14 protein-coding genes, 2 tRNA genes and 1 pseudogene are annotated in these 17,858 nt (G+C 62.7%); 13 read left to right on the plus strand and 4 right to left on the minus strand.

The genetic code is table 11. The features are described from left to right. Positions 1 to 191 precede the first annotated feature (191 nt). From OKW35_RS33615 to OKW35_RS33675, 13 genes are all read left to right on the plus strand, one after another. Positions 192 to 1,106, plus strand: coding sequence for an alpha/beta fold hydrolase (locus OKW35_RS33615; protein ID WP_429554356.1), 915 nt, complete (start codon positions 192 to 194; stop codon positions 1,104 to 1,106). A gap of 79 nt (positions 1,107 to 1,185) precedes the next feature. Beyond that, on the plus strand, positions 1,186 to 1,539 hold the full coding sequence (locus tag OKW35_RS33620; protein WP_184021856.1) for a RidA family protein: 354 nt from the start codon (positions 1,186 to 1,188) through the stop codon (positions 1,537 to 1,539). 69 nt (positions 1,540 to 1,608) lie between these two features. After that, complete coding sequence (locus OKW35_RS33625; protein WP_184063682.1) at positions 1,609 to 3,852, plus strand: RelA/SpoT family protein; 2,244 nt, start codon at positions 1,609 to 1,611, stop codon at positions 3,850 to 3,852. Positions 3,853 to 3,957: 105 nt separating this feature from the next. Then, a tRNA-Val gene (locus OKW35_RS33630) sits at positions 3,958 to 4,034 on the plus strand. A 254-nt stretch (positions 4,035 to 4,288) separates the two neighbouring features. Next, a complete protein-coding gene (thrS, locus tag OKW35_RS33635) occupies positions 4,289 to 6,196 on the plus strand; it encodes a threonine--tRNA ligase (RefSeq protein ID WP_429554357.1) in 1,908 nt (635 codons plus the stop codon). Between the two features lie 49 nt (positions 6,197 to 6,245). After that, the gene (gene infC, locus OKW35_RS33640; RefSeq protein ID WP_075643713.1) at positions 6,246 to 6,770 is read left to right on the plus strand and encodes a translation initiation factor IF-3; all 525 of its coding nucleotides are present in this window, start codon (positions 6,246 to 6,248) and stop codon (positions 6,768 to 6,770) included. A gap of 258 nt (positions 6,771 to 7,028) precedes the next feature. Then, positions 7,029 to 7,226 carry a 50S ribosomal protein L35 gene (rpmI, locus tag OKW35_RS33645; protein ID WP_006052501.1) on the plus strand — a complete coding sequence of 66 codons (198 nt, stop codon included), beginning with the start codon at positions 7,029 to 7,031 and terminating at the stop codon, positions 7,224 to 7,226. A gap of 29 nt (positions 7,227 to 7,255) precedes the next feature. Beyond that, positions 7,256 to 7,615, plus strand: a complete 360-nt coding sequence (gene rplT / locus OKW35_RS33650) for a 50S ribosomal protein L20 (protein WP_006052502.1) — start codon at positions 7,256 to 7,258, stop codon at positions 7,613 to 7,615. 158 nt (positions 7,616 to 7,773) lie between these two features. Then, positions 7,774 to 8,787: a phenylalanine--tRNA ligase subunit alpha gene (pheS, locus tag OKW35_RS33655; RefSeq protein WP_008918800.1), complete on the plus strand. Its 1,014-nt coding sequence runs from the start codon at positions 7,774 to 7,776 to the stop codon at positions 8,785 to 8,787. Positions 8,788 to 8,947: 160 nt separating this feature from the next. After that, positions 8,948 to 11,383 carry a phenylalanine--tRNA ligase subunit beta gene (gene pheT, locus OKW35_RS33660; protein WP_429554358.1) on the plus strand — a complete coding sequence of 812 codons (2,436 nt, stop codon included), beginning with the start codon at positions 8,948 to 8,950 and terminating at the stop codon, positions 11,381 to 11,383. A gap of 69 nt (positions 11,384 to 11,452) precedes the next feature. Beyond that, entirely contained in the window at positions 11,453 to 11,869 is a 417-nt protein-coding gene (locus OKW35_RS33665; RefSeq protein WP_090800976.1) for an integration host factor subunit alpha, read from the plus strand. Positions 11,870 to 11,908: 39 nt separating this feature from the next. Then, a complete protein-coding gene (locus OKW35_RS33670; RefSeq protein ID WP_429554359.1) occupies positions 11,909 to 12,325 on the plus strand; it encodes a MerR family transcriptional regulator in 417 nt (138 codons plus the stop codon). Between the two features lie 75 nt (positions 12,326 to 12,400). Beyond that, positions 12,401 to 12,477, plus strand: a tRNA-Pro gene (locus OKW35_RS33675). 95 nt (positions 12,478 to 12,572) lie between these two features. Here the strand turns inward: OKW35_RS33675 and OKW35_RS33680 are convergent. From OKW35_RS33680 to OKW35_RS33695, 4 genes and pseudogenes are all read right to left on the minus strand, one after another. Next, positions 12,573 to 13,208: a lysozyme inhibitor LprI family protein gene (locus OKW35_RS33680; RefSeq protein ID WP_429554360.1), complete on the minus strand. Its 636-nt coding sequence runs from the start codon at positions 13,206 to 13,208 to the stop codon at positions 12,573 to 12,575. Positions 13,209 to 13,225: 17 nt separating this feature from the next. Next, positions 13,226 to 14,377 carry an acyl-CoA dehydrogenase family protein gene (locus OKW35_RS33685; RefSeq protein WP_429554361.1) on the minus strand — a complete coding sequence of 384 codons (1,152 nt, stop codon included), beginning with the start codon at positions 14,375 to 14,377 and terminating at the stop codon, positions 13,226 to 13,228. Between the two features lie 12 nt (positions 14,378 to 14,389). Continuing rightward, complete coding sequence (locus tag OKW35_RS33690) at positions 14,390 to 15,598, minus strand: acyl-CoA dehydrogenase family protein (protein WP_429355837.1); 1,209 nt, start codon at positions 15,596 to 15,598, stop codon at positions 14,390 to 14,392. A 30-nt stretch (positions 15,599 to 15,628) separates the two neighbouring features. Beyond that, positions 15,629 to 17,738 (minus strand): annotated as a pseudogene (locus OKW35_RS33695) (3-hydroxyacyl-CoA dehydrogenase NAD-binding domain-containing protein). Positions 17,739 to 17,858: the final 120 nt, after the last annotated feature.

Genomic DNA, 17,858 nt, shown 5'->3' on the forward strand with positions numbered 1-17,858 from the left:
CGCGCGGCGGCAACGGTGTGTTCCGGACGGGCGAGACGTGAGTCTCGCCCGTTCTGTTTTTGGCGCGCGGCGGCGGATGCGCCGGACGGTTGGATCGACCTTCCTAAGCCTTCTGGCCGATGCTTGCCGGGCGACGAAGCGGTTTACAATCATTCGCAGCCCAATCCGCAGCGTCTTTGCAAGGACACCAGATGACCGCAACGACTTCCGCTTCCACCATCGGGCGGCCCGCGCCGCGTCAACGTTACGTGCGGTGCGCGAGCGCTGCCGGCCTGCATCGCGTCGCCTATACCGAGTGGGGCGACCCGGACAATCCGCGCGTGTTGCTGTGCGTGCACGGACTCACGCGATCGGGGCGCGATTTCGACCGCCTCGCCGCCAACTTCGCGGACACCTATCGCGTGGTGTGCCCGGACGTGGTTGGCCGGGGCTTGTCGTCGTGGCTCGCGAACCCCAACTTATACGCGGTGCCGCAGTACGTCGCCGACATGGTCACACTGATCGCGCGGCTCGACGTCGACACCGTCGACTGGTTCGGCACCTCGATGGGCGGCCTGATCGGCATGGGGCTCGCCGGCCTGCCGGACACGCCGATCCGCAAGCTGCTGCTGAACGACGTCGGGCCGCATCTGGAGTCGGTCGCGGTCAAGCGCATCGGCGATTACCTTAGCAAGCCCGCACGCTTCGAAACGCTGCAGCAGGGCATTGACTATGCCGCGCAGCTCGCGCAGAGCTTCGGACCGCTGACTCCGGACGAATGGCGCGAAATCAATACGCCGTTGCTGCGCGAAGAGGACGGCGCATGGGTGCTGCGCTATGACCCGCGCATCGCGCAGCCGTTCGCGGCGGTCACCGAGGAAGCGGCGAAGCTCGGCGAGGCGGCGCTGTGGCATTCGCTCGCGTCGTTCCAGGGGCCGGTGCTGGTGGTGCGCGGCGAGCAGTCGGATTTGCTGTCGCGTGAAACGGTCGCGAAGATGGTGTCGACCGCGCGTGCCGCATCGAGCGTGGAGATCGCCGGCGTCGGGCATGCGCCGGCGTTCCTGGCGGCGGACCAGATCGCGCTCGCGAGGGAGTTCTTCATCGGTCAGGCCGCGAACGCGTCATAATATTGAGTTCCGCATGACGATTTCATCGGCAGTGTCGTGTGGGACGTAGTTCGATTAACCCCTCAGCTCAGGACTTTTCATGGCAGTCATTCGTTATCACGTCGGCAAGCGTCTCTCGGAAATGGCCGTGCACAACGGCACCGTGTACCTCGCGGGTCAGATCGCCGAAGACGACGATCAGGACATCGCCGGCCAGACGCGCGAAGTGCTCGGCCACATCGACCGTCTGCTCGCCGAAGCGAACAGCGACAAGTCGCTGTTGCTGTCGGTGCAGATCTATATCTCGGACATGGCGCATTTCGCCGGCATGAACGCCGTGTGGGACGAGTGGGTCGCGCAGGGCGACACGCCGCCGCGCGCGACCGTCGAGGCAAAGCTTGCGAATCCGAAGTGCCTCGTCGAAATCGTCGTGATCGCGGCGCAGCGCAACTGAGTCGCGGCCGTCCGGCAGCACCGTGGTTGATTTTCCGTTGAATCGTCTGGCCCGGCGGGCCGTCGCACCATGAACACCGATACCGTTCCGAGCGCGCCTCATCCCCATCGTTCCTTCGACGAAGCGATGGCGTTCGTGCGCGAACATGCGGGCGAGGTGCGGCTGTCGTCGGGCGAATTGCTCGCGGATCACGCGGCGGGCACCGCGTCGATCATGCGCAAGCTCAACGTCGATCCGCCGGCGGTGCTGGCCGCTGCGCTGTTTGCGCTGACACCGCATCTGCGCGATCCGGAGCGCGTGATCGCCGACGACTTCGGCGAAGAAGTCGCCCAACTGGTCGGCGACGTACGCAAGCTGCTGCGGCTCGGCACGGTCAGTTTGCGCGCGGCGCAAAACGCGATGCCCGAGGCCGGGCGTGACGCGCAGGCTGCGCGCCGCGTGCAGGTCGAGGCGCTGCGCAAAATGCTGCTCGCGTTCGCGCAGGACATTCGCGTCGTGCTGATCCGCCTCGCGTCGCGGCTGCAAACGCTGCGTTATTACGCGGCCGCGAAGCTCACGCCGTCGCCCGACGTCGCACGCGAAACGCTCGATATCTACGCGCCGCTCGCGAACCGCCTCGGCATCTGGCAATTGAAGTGGGAGCTCGAGGACCTCGCGTTCCGTTTCGAGGAGCCGGACACCTACAAGCGCATCGCGAAACTGCTCGACGAGAAGCGCGTCGAGCGCGAGAGCTATGTCGCGCAGGCGATCGAACGCCTGCAGCAGGAGCTGGCCGCCGCGCATATCCGCGCGGAAGTGAGCGGTCGGCCGAAGCATATCTACAGCATCTGGCGCAAGATGCGCGGCAAGGAGCTGGACTTCGCCGAGTTGTACGACGTGCGCGCGTTTCGCGTGATCGTGCCGGACATCAAGGACTGCTACACCGTGCTCGGCATCGTGCACAACCTGTGGCAGCCGGTGCCGAAGGAGTTCGACGATTACATCTCCCGGCCGAAGCCGAACGGCTACAAGTCGCTGCACACCGTCGTGATCGGCGACGACGGCCGCGCGTTCGAAGTGCAGATCCGCACGCAGGAAATGCATCGCTTCGCCGAATACGGCGTGGCCGCGCACTGGCGCTACAAGGAAGCGGGTGCGCGCGGCTATGGCGGCACGTTCACCGCGAGCGAGAAATACGACGAGAAGATCGCCTGGCTGCGACAGTTGCTCGCGTGGAAGGACGAAGTCTCCGAGGGCGAGCATGGCGAAGCGGGCTCGGCACAGCCGTGGGAGCAGTTGCGCCAGGCCACGCTCGACGACGATCACATCTACGTGCTGACGCCGCAGGCGCGCGTGATTCCGTTGCCGCACGGCGCGACGCCGATCGACTTCGCGTTTCACCTGCACAGCGAGCTTGGGCATCGTTGCCGCGGCGCGCGCGTCGACGGCGCGATGGTGCCGCTCAACACGCCGCTGCAGAACGGCCAGACGGTCGAGATCGTGGCGGTGAAGGAGGGCGGTCCGTCGCGCGACTGGCTTAATCCGCAACTTGGCTATCTGCAAAGCCCGCGCGCGCGGCAGAAGGTGCGCGCATGGTTCAACGCGGTGGAGTTACAGGAGCACATCGCGAACGGTCGCGCGATGGTTGAAAAAACCCTGCAGCGCGAAGGCAAGACCTCGGTCAATCTCGATCAACTGGCCGCGCGGCTCGGTTTCAAGACCACCGACGACCTGTTCTCCGTGGTCGGCAAGGAGGAGTTCAGTCTGAGGCTCGTCGAGCAGGCGTTGCACGATGCGCCGCCGCCCGAGCCCGAGGTCGATGCGCCGGAGAAGTTCGAGAAACGCAGCAGCGGCGCGAGCGTCGCGCGCGGCGCATCCACGGGGGTGCTGGTGGTCGGCGTCGATGCGTTGCTCACCCAGCTCGCGCGCTGCTGCCGGCCGGCGCCGCCCGACGACATCTGCGGATTCGTTACGCGAGGCAAGGGCATGTCGGTTCATCGCAGCGACTGCGCGACGTTCCGCCGGATGGCGGAGCGCGCGCCGGAGCGCGTGCTTCAGACGGCGTGGTCGGCGGACGTGATGAGCGGCCGCGGCCATTCCGTCTACCCGGTCGACCTCAGCATCGAGGCGACGGACCGGCAAGGTCTGCTGCGCGATATCTCCGAAGTATTCGCGCGGGAAAAGATGAACGTGATCGGCGTAAAGACGCAATCGCGCCGCAATGCCGCGTTCATGCAATTTACCGTCGAGGTGTCGAGCTCCGCGCAGATTCAGCGCGCGTGCACGCTGCTGGGCGAGATCACGGGTGTCGTGCGCGCGACGCGCAAGAACTGAGGCGCGGGCGGTTGGAAAAAGCCCCGCTAGTGGCGCGACGGACTAAAGTCGCTGCATAAAAGTACTTGCCAAGCCGCGCTATACCCCATATAATCTCGTCTCTTCAGGCTCGTAGCTCAGCTGGTTAGAGCACCACCTTGACATGGTGGGGGTCGTTGGTTCGAGTCCAATCGAGCCTACCAACGAAAATGAAATTCCGGCCTCGCTGGGGTTTCGCAAACTGCAGTAAGCGCTTTGAGCGCAAAAAGGCGAATACGGTTATGACACCGCGAACGTTGACCGAAACCACTTCGGAACGACGCTAGTCGAGGACCACTTTCGCCAGTGAAGTTTGCATAAAATGTGAATGCGGCCCCTCGAAAGCGGGGCCGCATTTTTTTTATCTTTTTGACCCTGGTTGTATGTGCCGCCGCCGGTCGGCACCACGGAGAACGCAATGGTTTCGATACGTTTGCCTGACGGTTCTGTTCGACAGTACGAGCATCCGGTGACCGTCGCCGAAGTGGCCGCCTCGATCGGCCCCGGTCTCGCGAAAGCCGCGCTCGGCGGCAAGATCGACGGGGAGCTGGTCGATACGTCCATGCTGATCGATCACGACGTGGCGCTCGCCATCGTCACGGAGAAGGACGCAGACGGTCTCGATATCATCCGCCACTCGACGGCGCACCTGCTCGCGTACGCGGTGAAGGATCTGTACCCGGAAGCGCAGGTCACGATCGGCCCGGTCATCGACAACGGTTTCTATTACGACTTCTCCTATAACCGTCCTTTCACGCCGGAAGATCTCGAAAAGATCGAAAAATGCATGCAGGAACTCTCGAAGAGGGATGAGCCGGTGTCGCGTCGCGTGGTGTCCCGCGACGAAGCGGTCGAGTACTTCAAGAGCATCGGTGAAAAGTACAAGGCCGAGATCATCGAATCGATCCCCGCTAGCGACGAAATCAAACTGTACTCGCATGGCGGCTTCACGGACCTGTGCCGCGGCCCCCACGTGCCGTCCACCGGCAAGCTGAAGGTCTTCAAGCTGATGAAAGTCGCGGGCGCGTACTGGCGTGGCGACTCGAAGAACGAGCAACTGCAGCGCATTTACGGCACGGCCTGGACGAAGAAGGAAGACCAGGAAGCGTATCTCCACATGCTCGAAGAAGCCGAGAAGCGCGACCATCGCAAGCTTGGTAAGCAGCTCGACCTGTTCCACATGCAGGACGAGTCGCCGGGCATGGTGTTCTGGCATCCGCGCGGCTGGACGCTGTGGCAGCAAGTCGAGCAGTACATGCGCCGTCGCGTGAACGACGCCGGCTACCTAGAAATCAAGACGCCATTGATCATGGACCGCTCGCTGTGGGAAGCTTCGGGCCACTGGCAGAACTATCGTGAAAACATGTTCACGACGGAATCGGAAAAGCGTGACTACGCGATCAAGCCGATGAACTGCCCCGGTCACGTGCAGGTGTTCAATCACGGTCTGCGCTCGTATCGCGATCTGCCGCTGCGTTACGCGGAGTTCGGTTCGTGCCATCGCAACGAATCGTCGGGCGCGCTGCATGGACTGATGCGTGTGCGCGGCTTCGTGCAGGACGACGCGCATATTTTCTGTACCGAAGATCAGTTCATCAGCGAATCGATCGCGTTCAACACGCTGGCAATGAGCGTCTACCGAGACTTCGGCTTTGATAGCGTCGAGATCAAGCTGTCACTGCGCCCGGATGCGCGCGCCGGCACCGACGAAACTTGGGATCGCGCGGAGCAGGGACTGCGCGATGCGCTGACGGCCTGCGGCGTCACGTGGGAAGAGTTGCCCGGCGAGGGTGCATTCTACGGCCCGAAGGTCGAGTATCACATCAAGGACGCGCTCGGCCGCTCGTGGCAGTGCGGTACGCTGCAGCTCGACATGGTGTTGCCGGAGCGGCTGGGTGCCGAATACGTTGCCGAAGACAACAGTCGCCGTCGCCCGATCATGCTGCACCGGGCGATCGTCGGATCGATGGAGCGTTTCCTCGGGATTCTGATCGAGCACCATGCTGGTGCAATGCCCGCTTGGCTCGCGCCGATGCAGGTCGTAGTGATGAATATTGCGGAAAGTCAGGCCGAATACGCGCAGGCGCTAGCCCAATCGTTGCAAAAACAAGGGGTTAGAGTCGAGGCCGATTTGCGCAACGAGAAGATTAGCTATAAAATACGCGAGCACACGCTGGAAAAGGTCCCCTACCTGTTGGTGGTCGGCGACAAGGAGCGTGAAGCGCAAACGGTAGCCGTGCGTGCCCGTGGTGGTGTCGATATGGGTGTAATGCCTGTTGACGCCTTCATTGAGCGTCTGCGCCAGGACGTGCAGTCGTTCAACTGAGCCACTTGGTACCCGGCTCGTTTTTTTTAATTTTTAGAGGAAACGTAACATCGCTACTGATAAGTCTGCGCACCGCATCAACGGTGAAATTACAGCACCCGAGGTGCGACTGGTCGGCGTCGAGAACGAACCGCTCGGCATCGTGAAACTCGCTGATGCGTTCCGCATGTCGGAACAGCAGGACGTAGATCTGGTCGAAATCGCTCCGCAAGCGGTTCCGCCGGTTTGCCGCTTGATGGACTACGGCAAGTTCAAGTACCAGGAAGCGAAGAAGCAACACGAGGCCAAGCTCAAGCAGAAGGTCATCCAGGTCAAGGAAGTCAAATTCCGCCCAGGTACCGACGACGGTGATTACAACGTCAAGCTGCGCAACCTCGTCCGCTTCCTCGAAGACGGCGACAAGACGAAAATCACGTTGCGTTTCCGGGGCCGCGAAATGGCTCACCAGGAAATCGGCATGCGCATGCTCGAACGCCTGCGCACCGACCTCGACGAAGTCGGTCAGGTCGAGCAGATGCCGAAAATGGAAGGGCGCCAGATGATCATGGTGCTCGCTCCGAAGAAAAAGAAGTAAGCGCGAAGCAGTTGGCCGGAGCGACGGCGTGCCATGTGGCGCGCGCTCCGGCGGCGCAAGGTTGTTTGATGCTGTGCTGGGTGTCCGGCTTGGTGTCGGAAGGTTTCGGAACGTCGCGCATGCAAGTGCGCAGTGGTTCCCGAAAAGCGGCCGCTGGCGGTATCGGCGGTCTGCATACCAAGTGGAATGGGTTTCGAAGGGCGGGAAATGGCCATCTGGCCGACCGCACACCCATGTCCATCTAATAATGGAGTTGTCATGCCGAAGATGAAGACCAAGAAGAGCGCTGCAAAGCGCTTCGTGGTGCGTCCGGGCGGTACCGTCAAGCGCGGTCAGGCCTTCAAGCGTCACATTCTTACCAAGAAGACCACCAAGAACAAACGCCATCTGCGCGGCTCCACGGCAGTTCATGATTCCGATCTGAACTCCGTTCGCGCAATGCTGCCGTTCGCTTAACCCTTAACCGACACTCATAGGAGCGAAACATGCCTCGAGTAAAACGTGGGGTTACCGCACGGGCCCGTCACAAGAAGATCATCAAGCTGGCCAAGGGTTACCGCGGCCGTCGCAATAACGTCTATCGCATCGCCAAGCAGGCGGTCATGCGCGCAGGCCAATACGCCTACCGCGACCGCCGCAACAAGAAGCGTGTGTTCCGCGCACTGTGGATCACGCGTATCAACGCGGCGGTGCGTCAGCACGACATGACGTACAGCGTGTTCATCAACGGCCTGAAGAAGGCATCGATCGAACTGGACCGTAAGGTGCTGGCCGACATGGCTGTGTTCGACAAGGCTGCTTTTGCTGCGATCGTTCAGCAGGTGAAAGCCGCCGTTGCAGCCTGATTGCGCTTCTGGCAATTAAAACTGCGTGGTTCGTTGCAGCGAACATCCGGTAGTCTCGGTGACGCTGCAACAAAAACGGGGCTCCTCACCGAGCCCCGTTTTTGTTGGTAGAACCAGTTTTGTTTCGATAGAACACTGACGTTGAAATGATGGGATCAATGGATCTGGACCAGATTGTCGCCGACGCGCAAAAAGCCTTCGCAGAAGCCCCCGACGTCACCACCCTCGAGAACGAGAAAGCGCGCTTTCTCGGTAAGGCGGGTGCGCTGACCGAGCTGTTGAAGGGCCTTGGCAAACTCGATCCCGAAACGCGCAAGACCGAAGGCGCACGGATCAACCTCGTCAAGCAACAGGTCGAGGCCGCGCTGACGGCACGTCGTCAGGCGCTCGCCGACGCACTTCTGAACCAGCGTCTCGCTGCTGAAGCGATCGACGTCACGCTGCCGGGCCGCGGCGCCAATGCAGGTAGCCTGCACCCGGTGATGCGCACCTGGGAGCGCGTCGAACAGATTTTCCGTACGATCGGATTCGACGTGGCCGACGGTCCCGAGATCGAAACCGACTGGTACAACTTCACCTCGCTGAACAGCCCGGAAAACCATCCGGCGCGTTCGATGCAGGACACCTTCTACGTCGACGGCAAGGATGCCGACGGCCGCCCGCTGCTGCTGCGCACGCATACGAGCCCGATGCAGGTGCGCTACGCGCGCACCAACACGCCGCCGATCAAGGTGATCGTGCCGGGCCGCACGTATCGCGTGGATAGCGACGCGACGCATTCGCCGATGTTCAACCAGGTCGAAGGCCTGTGGATTGACGAGAACATCAGCTTCGCGGACCTGAAGGGCGTCTATACCGACTTCCTGAAGAAATTCTTCGAGCGCGACGACATTCTCGTGCGCTTTCGTCCGTCGTATTTCCCGTTCACCGAACCGTCGGCCGAGATCGACATGCAGTTCGAAACGGGCAAGAACGCGGGCAAGTGGCTCGAAATTTCGGGCTCCGGCCAGGTGCATCCGACTGTGATCCGCAACATGGGTCTCGACCCGGAGCGCTACATCGGCTTCGCTTTCGGCAGTGGCCTCGAGCGTCTCACGATGCTGCGTTACGGCGTGCAGGACCTGCGCCTGTTTTTCGAAAACGACCTGCGTTTCCTGCGTCAATTCGCGTGACCCGGCGCGCGCGAGCGCGACGAAGCATAAATCGCGACAGCGCACCTGGTGCGCGCTGCGAGCGTCCCCGGGAGAGCTCGCTGAACCGGCGCAAGACCACCGGGCTTTACGAAGCATCTGCCGGACGTGGACCTAACCTGATCACAACGTACACAGAACCATGCAATTTCCGGAATCCTGGCTCAGAACTTTTGTCGATCCGCAACTGACCACCGACGAGCTGTCGCACGCGTTGACGATGGCGGGTCTCGAAGTCGAAGACCTGCGGACGGCCGCGCCGCCGACCTCGAAGATCGTCGTCGGCCAGGTGCTGGAAGTCGTCAAGCACCCGGATGCGGACAAGCTCAACGTGTGTCAGGTCGAAGCTGGCACCGGCGCGACGCTCAACATCGTGTGCGGCGCGCCGAATGTTGCGCCCGGCATCAAGGTGCCGGTCGCGCTGGTCGGCGCGCAACTGCCGCCGGCCGAAGAGGGCGGCGCACCGTTCGCGATCAAGCTGTCGAAGCTGCGCGGCGTGGAAAGCCAGGGCATGCTGTGCTCGGCGCGCGAGCTGAAGCTCTCCGAAGATCACAGCGGTCTGATGATCCTGCCGGAAGACACGCCGATCGGCCAGGACATCCGCGACACGCTCAATCTCGACGACACCGTTTTTGAAATCAAGCTGACGCCGAACAAGGCCGACTGTCTGTCGGTATTCGGCGTCGCGCGAGAAACGTCGGCGATTACCGGAGCGCCGCTGCGTCCGCTCGAAATCAAGCCGGCTCCGGTCGCGCTCAACGAAACGCTGCCCGTGAAAATCTCCGCGCCCGATCTGTGCGGCCGTTTCTCGGGCCGCGTGATCCGCGGCGTCAATGCGCGCGCGAAGTCGCCGCAATGGATGGTCGAGCGTCTCGAGCGCTCCGGCCAGCGCAGCATTTCCGCGCTCGTCGACATCTCGAACTATGTGATGCTCGAGCTGGGGCGTCCGTCGCACGTGTTCGATCTCGACAAGATCCACGGCGGCATGGACGTACGCTGGGGCCGCAAGGGCGAAACGCTGAAGCTGCTGAACGGGAACACGGTCGAGCTCGACGAAACGGTCGGCGTGATCGCCGACGAGCAGCATATCGAAAGCCTCGCGGGCATCATGGGCGGCGACAGCACCGCGGTCACGCTCGACACCACCCACATCTATCTCGAGGCCGCCTTCTGGTGGCCCGACAGCATTCGTGGTCGCTCGCGCAAGTACAACTTTTCGACCGATGCAGGCCATCGCTTCGAGCGCGGCGTCGACTACGCGACGACCGTCGATCATATCGAGCGCATCACGCAGCTGATCCTCGACATCTGCGGCGGCGAAGCGGGTCCGGTCGACGATCAGATCGTCAACGTCCCGAAGCGCGCGCCCGTGAAGATGCGCGTTTCGCGCGCGAACCGCATCATCGGCGTCGCGATCGGTGTCGATGAAATCGCGCAGATCTTCACGCGCCTCGGCCTCTCGTTCGAGCGTGACGGCGATACGTTCTCGGTGATGCCGCCGTCGTACCGCTTCGATATCGAAATCGAAGAGGACCTGATCGAAGAGGTCGCGCGTATCCACGGCTTCGAAAAGATTCCGGCGCGCCCGCCGGTCGCGACCAGCGAAATGCGCGCGACCAACGAGACGCAACGCTCCATCCACGCGATCCGTCATGCGCTCGCCGCGCGCGACTACGCGGAAACGGTGAACTTCAGCTTCGTCGACGCGGAGTGGGAGCAGGACTTCGCAGGCAACAGCAACCCCGTGCGTCTGATCAACCCGATCGCGAGCCAGCTGTCGGTGATGCGCACGACGTTGTTCGGCAGCCTGATTCATGTGTTGCGCACGAATCTGAACCGTCGCGCGGCGGACCGCGTTCGCGTGTTTGAAGCAGGTCGCGTATTCCTGCACGATCCGTCGATCAAGGCCGGCGAGCTGACCGTCGAAGGTTTCGCGCAGCCGAAGATGATCGGCGCGCTCGCCTATGGGCCCGCGCTCGACGAGCAGTGGGGCGCACCGACGCGTGCCGTCGACTTCTTCGACGTGAAGGGCGACCTCGAAGCGCTGGTCGCACCGGCGCTCGCGCGGTTCGTACAGGCCGAGCATCCGGCGCTGCATCCGGGACGCAGCGCGCGGATCGAATTGAATGGTCGCGCAGTGGGCTGGATTGGCGAATTGCATCCGCGCTGGATGCAAAAATATGATTTGCCGCATGCGCCGATTCTGTTTGAAATCGAAGCGGAAGCATTAATGCAACGGGTATTGCCGATTCCGTCGGAAGTTTCAAAATTCCCGCCGGTACGACGTGATATCGCGGTGGTCGTCGATCAGAAAATCGAGGTTCAGGCGCTGCTCGACGAGCTTCAGAAGGCCCAGTCCGAACCGGCCTGCAAGGCTGTCCAGAAGGTTGCACTTTTCGACGAATTTCGTCCAAAATCAAACACTTCCGGTGGTCTGGCCGCGCACGAGAAAAGCCTTGCGTTCCGGGTGACCTTGCAAGATACTGGCGGAACCCTTCAGGATGAAACGGTCGATCTGGCTATTCAAACTCTGGTGGAACGTCTAGCTCGAGTATATGGCGCACGGTTGCGCGGATAACCCGCATTTAACAATTGCACGGCTGTTTCCGCATCCATTGTTTTACGCTTGGCGCGCCATTTGATAGATATGAATGAAATGAACTCGAGTGATTTCGAAGCCCTTCTTACGGCGCAACGCAGCGCCATGATTCGAGATATTCCGACATCATCCGCCGTCGTTTCCAATGAAACGCCGACACTCACCAAGGCGGAACTTGCCGAGTTGCTGTTCGACAATGTCGGGCTCAACAAGCGGGAAGCGAAGGACATGGTCGAGGCGTTCTTCGAGGTGATCCGCGATGCGCTCGAGAGCGGCGACAGCGTGAAGCTGTCGGGCTTCGGCAACTTCCAGTTGCGCGACAAGCCGCAGCGTCCCGGCAGAAATCCGAAGACGGGCGAGGCGATTCCGATTGCGGCACGTCGCGTGGTGACGTTTCATGCAAGTCAAAAACTGAAGGCGCTCGTCGAAAACGGCGCCGAAGCGAGCTTCTCGCGCGCTGATTGACTGGCGCGCTTTCGGGCAACCCATCACGGCTAACTGACGATGACAGCGACGATCGAAAAAGTCGTCTTGCCTCCGATTCCGGCGAAGCGGTACTTCACGATTGGTGAGGTCAGCGAACTTTGTGGGGTAAAGCCTCACGTGCTGCGTTACTGGGAGCAGGAGTTCACCCAGTTGAGGCCGGTCAAGCGGCGCGGCAATCGTCGGTATTATCAGCATCACGAGGTGCTGCTGATCCGGCGGATTCGAGAGTTGCTGTACGAGCAGGGTTTTACGATCAACGGGGCGCGCAACCGGCTCGATTCGCATGGCGGCGGTGGGCCGGATGCGGTGCTCGAAGAGGGTGAGGCTACCGCCGGAGTCGCGGGTCAGGTGCAGGCATCGGCGGCAACGGTTGCGGTCGATGTCGAGAAGTTGCGCAAGGAACTGCAGAACGTAATCGATCTGCTGGGCCACTAGTTCATGGACTTGTTCGCTTTGTTCGTGTCGAGCGGTTCTAATCGAATGAAGTGTCTGTTATAATTTTCTTCTGTTCGGGGCGTAGCGCAGCCTGGTAGCGTACCTGCATGGGGTGCAGGTGGTCGGAGGTTCAAATCCTCTCGCCCCGACCAAAAAGATCAAAAGGACTTACGGTGAAAGCCGTAAGTCCTTTTTTCTTGCCCGTCGCGCGGGGCAGCGTTTCCCTCTGTCAACGCTTCGCCCACGCTCATCTGCATCCCGAAGCCTCGATTGCTTTGCTTATGCGCTCGGTTTCGGCTGTCTTGCACATCGCGACCGCCGTGGGCAGCATCGACCCGCCGCCCCATTCTCGAGAAGCCGATTTTTTGCAGTTGGCGTCACGCCGCGTTTTCCACGCGGTGAGCCTCTTCTCGATCGCCGCTTTGCAACTCGCCGACACCGCGGCCTTGCCCTTGACGACCTGCTCCAGCTTCTGCTCCGCGACGATCTGATCGCGCCACGCGCACAGATTCATGCTCATCTGATTCGCGTCGCAATGCGACAGGGCCGCGTCGACCTCACTGGCGGGCGGTCCACTGCGGGTTGCGATGACGTGGGCTGGATTGGATGCGGTTGCCCTTGCTGCGAGTTGAGCGTTGACATCTGCCAAGGTCACCGGTCGCCGCATTTCGTCATTGGTGCATCGGCCAAAGTACGCAGGCGTGCCTATCCCGAAGGTGCAATTGTTCGCTACGTCGTTGTCGTAGCGAAGGACAGCGCCCTCGTGCATCCGCAATGCAGTCCATCCGGCATCGGTCAACTTTTTTGATTCGTTTGGCAGGCTCAGCTCCTCAAGAATAGGCGAGTGCAATCTGGCAGACTTGTCACCGGCACGGGTTCGCATTCGCAAGCGCACACGAATCACCGCCCTTGAGCCCCCAACGCCACAAACCGCTCCAGATGATGATCCTCATCCCCAAGCTGATGATCGATCATCACGAGCCGCTTCGCGTAATGCGCGAGCGGCAGTTCCCACGTCATACCGATCCCGCCGTGCAACTGGATGCATTCCTCCGCGACTCGCGTGCCGATCCGGCCGATGCTGTACTTCGCCGCCGACACCGCGCGCTCGCGCGCGTTTCGTTCACCGTCGAGCGCCGCCGCCGCGTTGATCACCGCCGAGCGCGCCTGCTCGATTTCGAGCAGCAAATCGGCCATGCGATGCTGCAACGCCTGGAAGCTGCCGATCGGCACGCCGAACTGCTTGCGCGTGCGCAGATAGTCGAGCGTGTAGTCTTTCGCGACGTCCATTGCGCCGACCGCTTCCGCGCACAGCGCGAGCACGCCGCAACTCAGCGCATATTCGAGCGTCGCAAAGCCGTGATCCACTGAGCCGAGCACGGTGTCGTCGCGGAGCGTGACGTCGTCGAACGTCACTTCGGCCGCGCGTCCTCCGTCGATCTTGCGGTAGCCGCGCACGCTCACACCCGTCGCGTCCCTCGGCACCAGAAACAGCGTGATGCCGGCTTCGGCATCGTCCTCGCCGCTCGTGCGTGCCGAGACGAGGAACACCTGAGCATGCTCGCCATGCTGAACGACGGCCTTTGCGCCGTGCAACGTCCACACGCCGCTGTTGCCATTTACGCTGCGGCGCGCGCGCGTCGTCGCGACCCGGGCAAGCTCGTAATGACTGTCCGGTTCGCCATGCGCGAGCGCAACGATCCGCGAGCCGTCGATCAACGAACCCAGCGCCGCATTCTGCACGTCACCGCCGCTGCGAGCGATCGCCCGGCCGACGACCAGCGCATCGAGAAACGGCTCGACGACGAGCCCGCGGCCGATACTCTCGAACACCACGGAAATATCGAACCCGCCGCCGCCAAAACCGCCGCTCGCTTCGTCGAACAGTGCGCCGATCACGCCAAGCTCCGCGAAGCGTGCCCATAATTCGGTGCTGAAGCCTTGCGTCGAGCGTGCGATTTCATCGCGCGTCGCGAAGCCGTACTGCTCGCTGATAAACCGATTCAGCGTATCCGCCAGCATGCGGCGCTCTTCGGTGTGCTGGAAATTCATGACGTGCGCCTCTTACAGTCCGAGGATCATTTTGGAAATGATGTTCTTCTGGATTTCGTTCGAGCCGCCGAAGATCGACAGCTTGCGATTATTGAAGTACTGCGACGCGGCACTCGCGGCTTCGTCGGGGCCGACCGGCACGCCGTCGAAGCCTTCGTGCAGCGCTTGCTCGACGAATGGCTGCGCATAAGCGCCCATCGCACGCCGCGTCAGCGACGAGATCTCCTGACGGATCTCGGTGCCGCGAATCTTCAGCATCGAACTCTCGGCACCGGGCACGCCGCCGCCCGCCACGGCCGCGATCACCCGAAGATTGGTCGTCTTCATGTTCTCGAGATCGATCTCGACGCGCGCCATGCGTGCCGCGAACGCCGGATCCTCGGCGAGCGGCCGGCCATTGCGCAGCTGTGTCGCGGCGATCTTGCGCAGACGGTTGAAGGCGGCGACGGAAAAGCCGACGCCGGCGATATTGGTGCGCTCGTACGTAAGCAGATATTTCGCGTAGGTCCAGCCCTTGTTTTCTTCGCCGACGAGATTTCCGACCGGCACGCGCACGTCGGTGAAGAACACTTCATTGACCTCGTGCTCGCCGTCGAGCGTGATGATCGGCCGGACTTCGACGCCCGGCGTGTTCATGTCGATCAGCAGAAAGCTGATGCCTTCCTGTTTGCGCACGTCGGTCGCGGTGCGCACGAGGCAGAAGATCATGTTCGCGTAATGACCGAGTGTGGTCCACGTCTTCTGGCCATTGACGAGGTAGTGCTCGCCCTGCGCGTCCTTGCCGCGCACTGCCGTCGTCTTGACCGAAGCGAGATCGGAGCCCGCGCCCGGCTCCGAATAGCCCTGGCACCACCAGTCGGAACCATCGAGAATGCGCGGCAGCCAGTGACGCTTCTGCGCCTCGCTGCCGTACTTGATCAGCACCGGCCCGAGCATGTTGACGCCGAACGGCACGACGCGTGGCGCGCCGGCGAGTGCGCATTCGTTTTCGAAGATGAATTTCTGCACTGCGCTCCAACCCGGGCCGCCGTACTCTTTCGGCCAGTGATTCGCGAGCCAGCCTTGCGCGTTCAGAATCGCGTGCCACTCGGCCATGTCGCCGCGCGTCAGACGCCGCCCGCCGTGCACCTTGCCGGCGAGACGTCGCGGGAGCTTGTCGCGCAGAAACGCCAGCACGCTGGCGCGAAAAGCTTCTTCCTCGGAGGTGAAGTTCAGATCCATCGCAGTCGTTCCGTCAGTGTTCGTGGTGGTTCAGGCCGTCGTGTTCAGGCTCGCGAAATCCGCGCCGCGCTCGACCAGATCGACGAGCAGCGGCGACGGCCGCCAGAACAGCGGGTCTTCCTTCGCGAACTCGCGGATGTCGGCGAGAATCGTCGGCAGGCCGACGCTATCCGCGTATTTCATCGGACCGCCGCGGTAGCGCGGAAAGCCGTAGCCGTACAGCAGGGTCACGTCGACGTCGAGCGGGCGCAGCGCGATACCTTCGTGGACGACGTTCGCGCCTTCGTTGATCATCGCGGCCAGATAGCGGCGCATGATCTGCTCGTCGGTGAAGCTGCGCGGCGTGATGCCCGCGCGCGCACGCTCGGCGTCGATGATCGCCTCGACTTCGGGATCGGGCATGCCGCCGCGCGATCCTTCGGGGTACAGATAGAATCCGCGGCCGGTCTTCTGGCCGAACCAGCCGCGCTCGCACAGGCGGTCGGCGATCTGCACGTAGCGCGCGTTCGGGTCGCGCGTGGCCGCGCGGCGTTTGCGCGCCCGCCCAGCCGATGTCGCCGCCCGCGAGATCGACCACCTGAAACGGGCCCATCGGCAAGCCGAACGCCCGCACCGCCGCGTCGATCTGATACGGCGATGCACCGTCTTCCATCAGCGCGTCCGCGGCGGCGCGGTACACGGCAAGCAGGCGATTGCCGATGAAGCCGTCGCACACGCCGGCGCGCACCGGCGTCTTGCGCAGCTTCTTCGCGAACTCGAACGCGGTCGCGACGACGTCGGCGCTGACCTGCTTCGGCACCACGACTTCGAGCAGCTTCATGATGTTGGCGGGCGAGAAGAAGTGCAGGCCGATTACGTCGGCGGGGCGCGAGATGCTGGCTGCGATCGCGTCGATGTCCAGATACGACGTGTTGGTCGCGAGCACCGCACCGGACTTGCAGACGCGATCGAGCTCGGCGAATACGGCCTTTTTGACGTCGAGATCTTCGAACACGGCTTCGATCACGAGGTCGGCGTGAGCAAGCGCATCGTACGACGTGCTGCCGCTCCAGCGCGCCATGGTCGCGGCTTTCTTCTCAGCGGTGAGGCGGCCCCTGGCGATCAGCCCGTCGTAGACCTTGTCGATGTGCGCGCGGCCACGCGCGAGCGCCGCTTCGTCGCGTTCGATCAGCGTGACGGGCAGCCCCGCGTCGAGCACTGCGACCGCAATGCCCGCGCCCATCGTGCCGCCGCCGATCACGCCGATCGCCTCGAGCGCGCGCGGTTTCGCGTCGCGCGTTTCGGGCGCCTTCAGCACTTCGCGCTCGGCGAAGAATGCGTGAACCAGGCCGGCGCGCTGCGGGCTGTCGAGGCATTGCAGGAACAGCTTGCGTTCGAGCTTCAAGCCCTCCTCGAAGGGCTGTTCGATCGCGGCTTCGACGGCATCGACGATTTTCAGCGGCGAGAACAGGCCGCGCGCTTTCTTCGCGGTTTCGTCACGCGCTTTCGCGACGGCGGCGCGATCGATCAATGCGGCGGCGTCGCGCGTGCGGCGTACCGGCGCGTGCGCGGCGAGCAGCTCGTGCGCGTAGGCGAGCCCTTCGGCGAGGATGTCGCCGCTGTCGCCGAGACGGTCGACGAGGCCGAGCGCGAGCGCCTCCTTCGCGCTCGCGTGACGGCCGCTCAGCATCAGGTCGAGCGCCGCCGGCGCGCCGATCAGACGCGGCGTGCGTTGCGTGCCGCCCGCGCCAGGCAGCAGACCCAGCTGCACTTCGGGCAGGCCGAGCTTCGCGCCGTCGACGGCGATCCGGTAATGCGCGGCGAGCGCCACTTCGAGCCCGCCGCCGAGCGCGGCGCCATGCAGCGCGGCAATCACGGGTTTCGTGCATGCCTCGATGCGGTTGCACACGTCCGGCAGCGAAGGCGGCACCGGCGGCTTGCCGAACTCGCGAATCTCGGCACCGGCGATGAAGTTGCGCCCCGCGCCGACGATCAGCACGGCTTCGACCGCGCGGTCGGCGTCGGCGGCTTCGATCGCGGCCAGCAGGCCGCGTCGCACGTCGGCGGATAGCGCGTTGACCGGCGCGTGGTCGATCGTGACGAGCAGGACCTTGCCGTGCAATTCGCGCGTGACGACCTCGGCTGAGGAAGAAAGGGTCATCGTAGGTGTCTCCATTCGAGGATGGCGAGGCGCGCCGGATCGTCCCATTCTGGAGTGGTCAGCGTTCATTGACAATTACACCGTTGATTGACAGACTGTCAAAATTATTTTGACAAAGAC

This window comes from Paraburkholderia sp. MM5477-R1, assembly GCF_050436385.1.
In the GTDB taxonomy this organism is placed as follows: domain Bacteria; phylum Pseudomonadota; class Gammaproteobacteria; order Burkholderiales; family Burkholderiaceae; genus Paraburkholderia; species Paraburkholderia tuberum.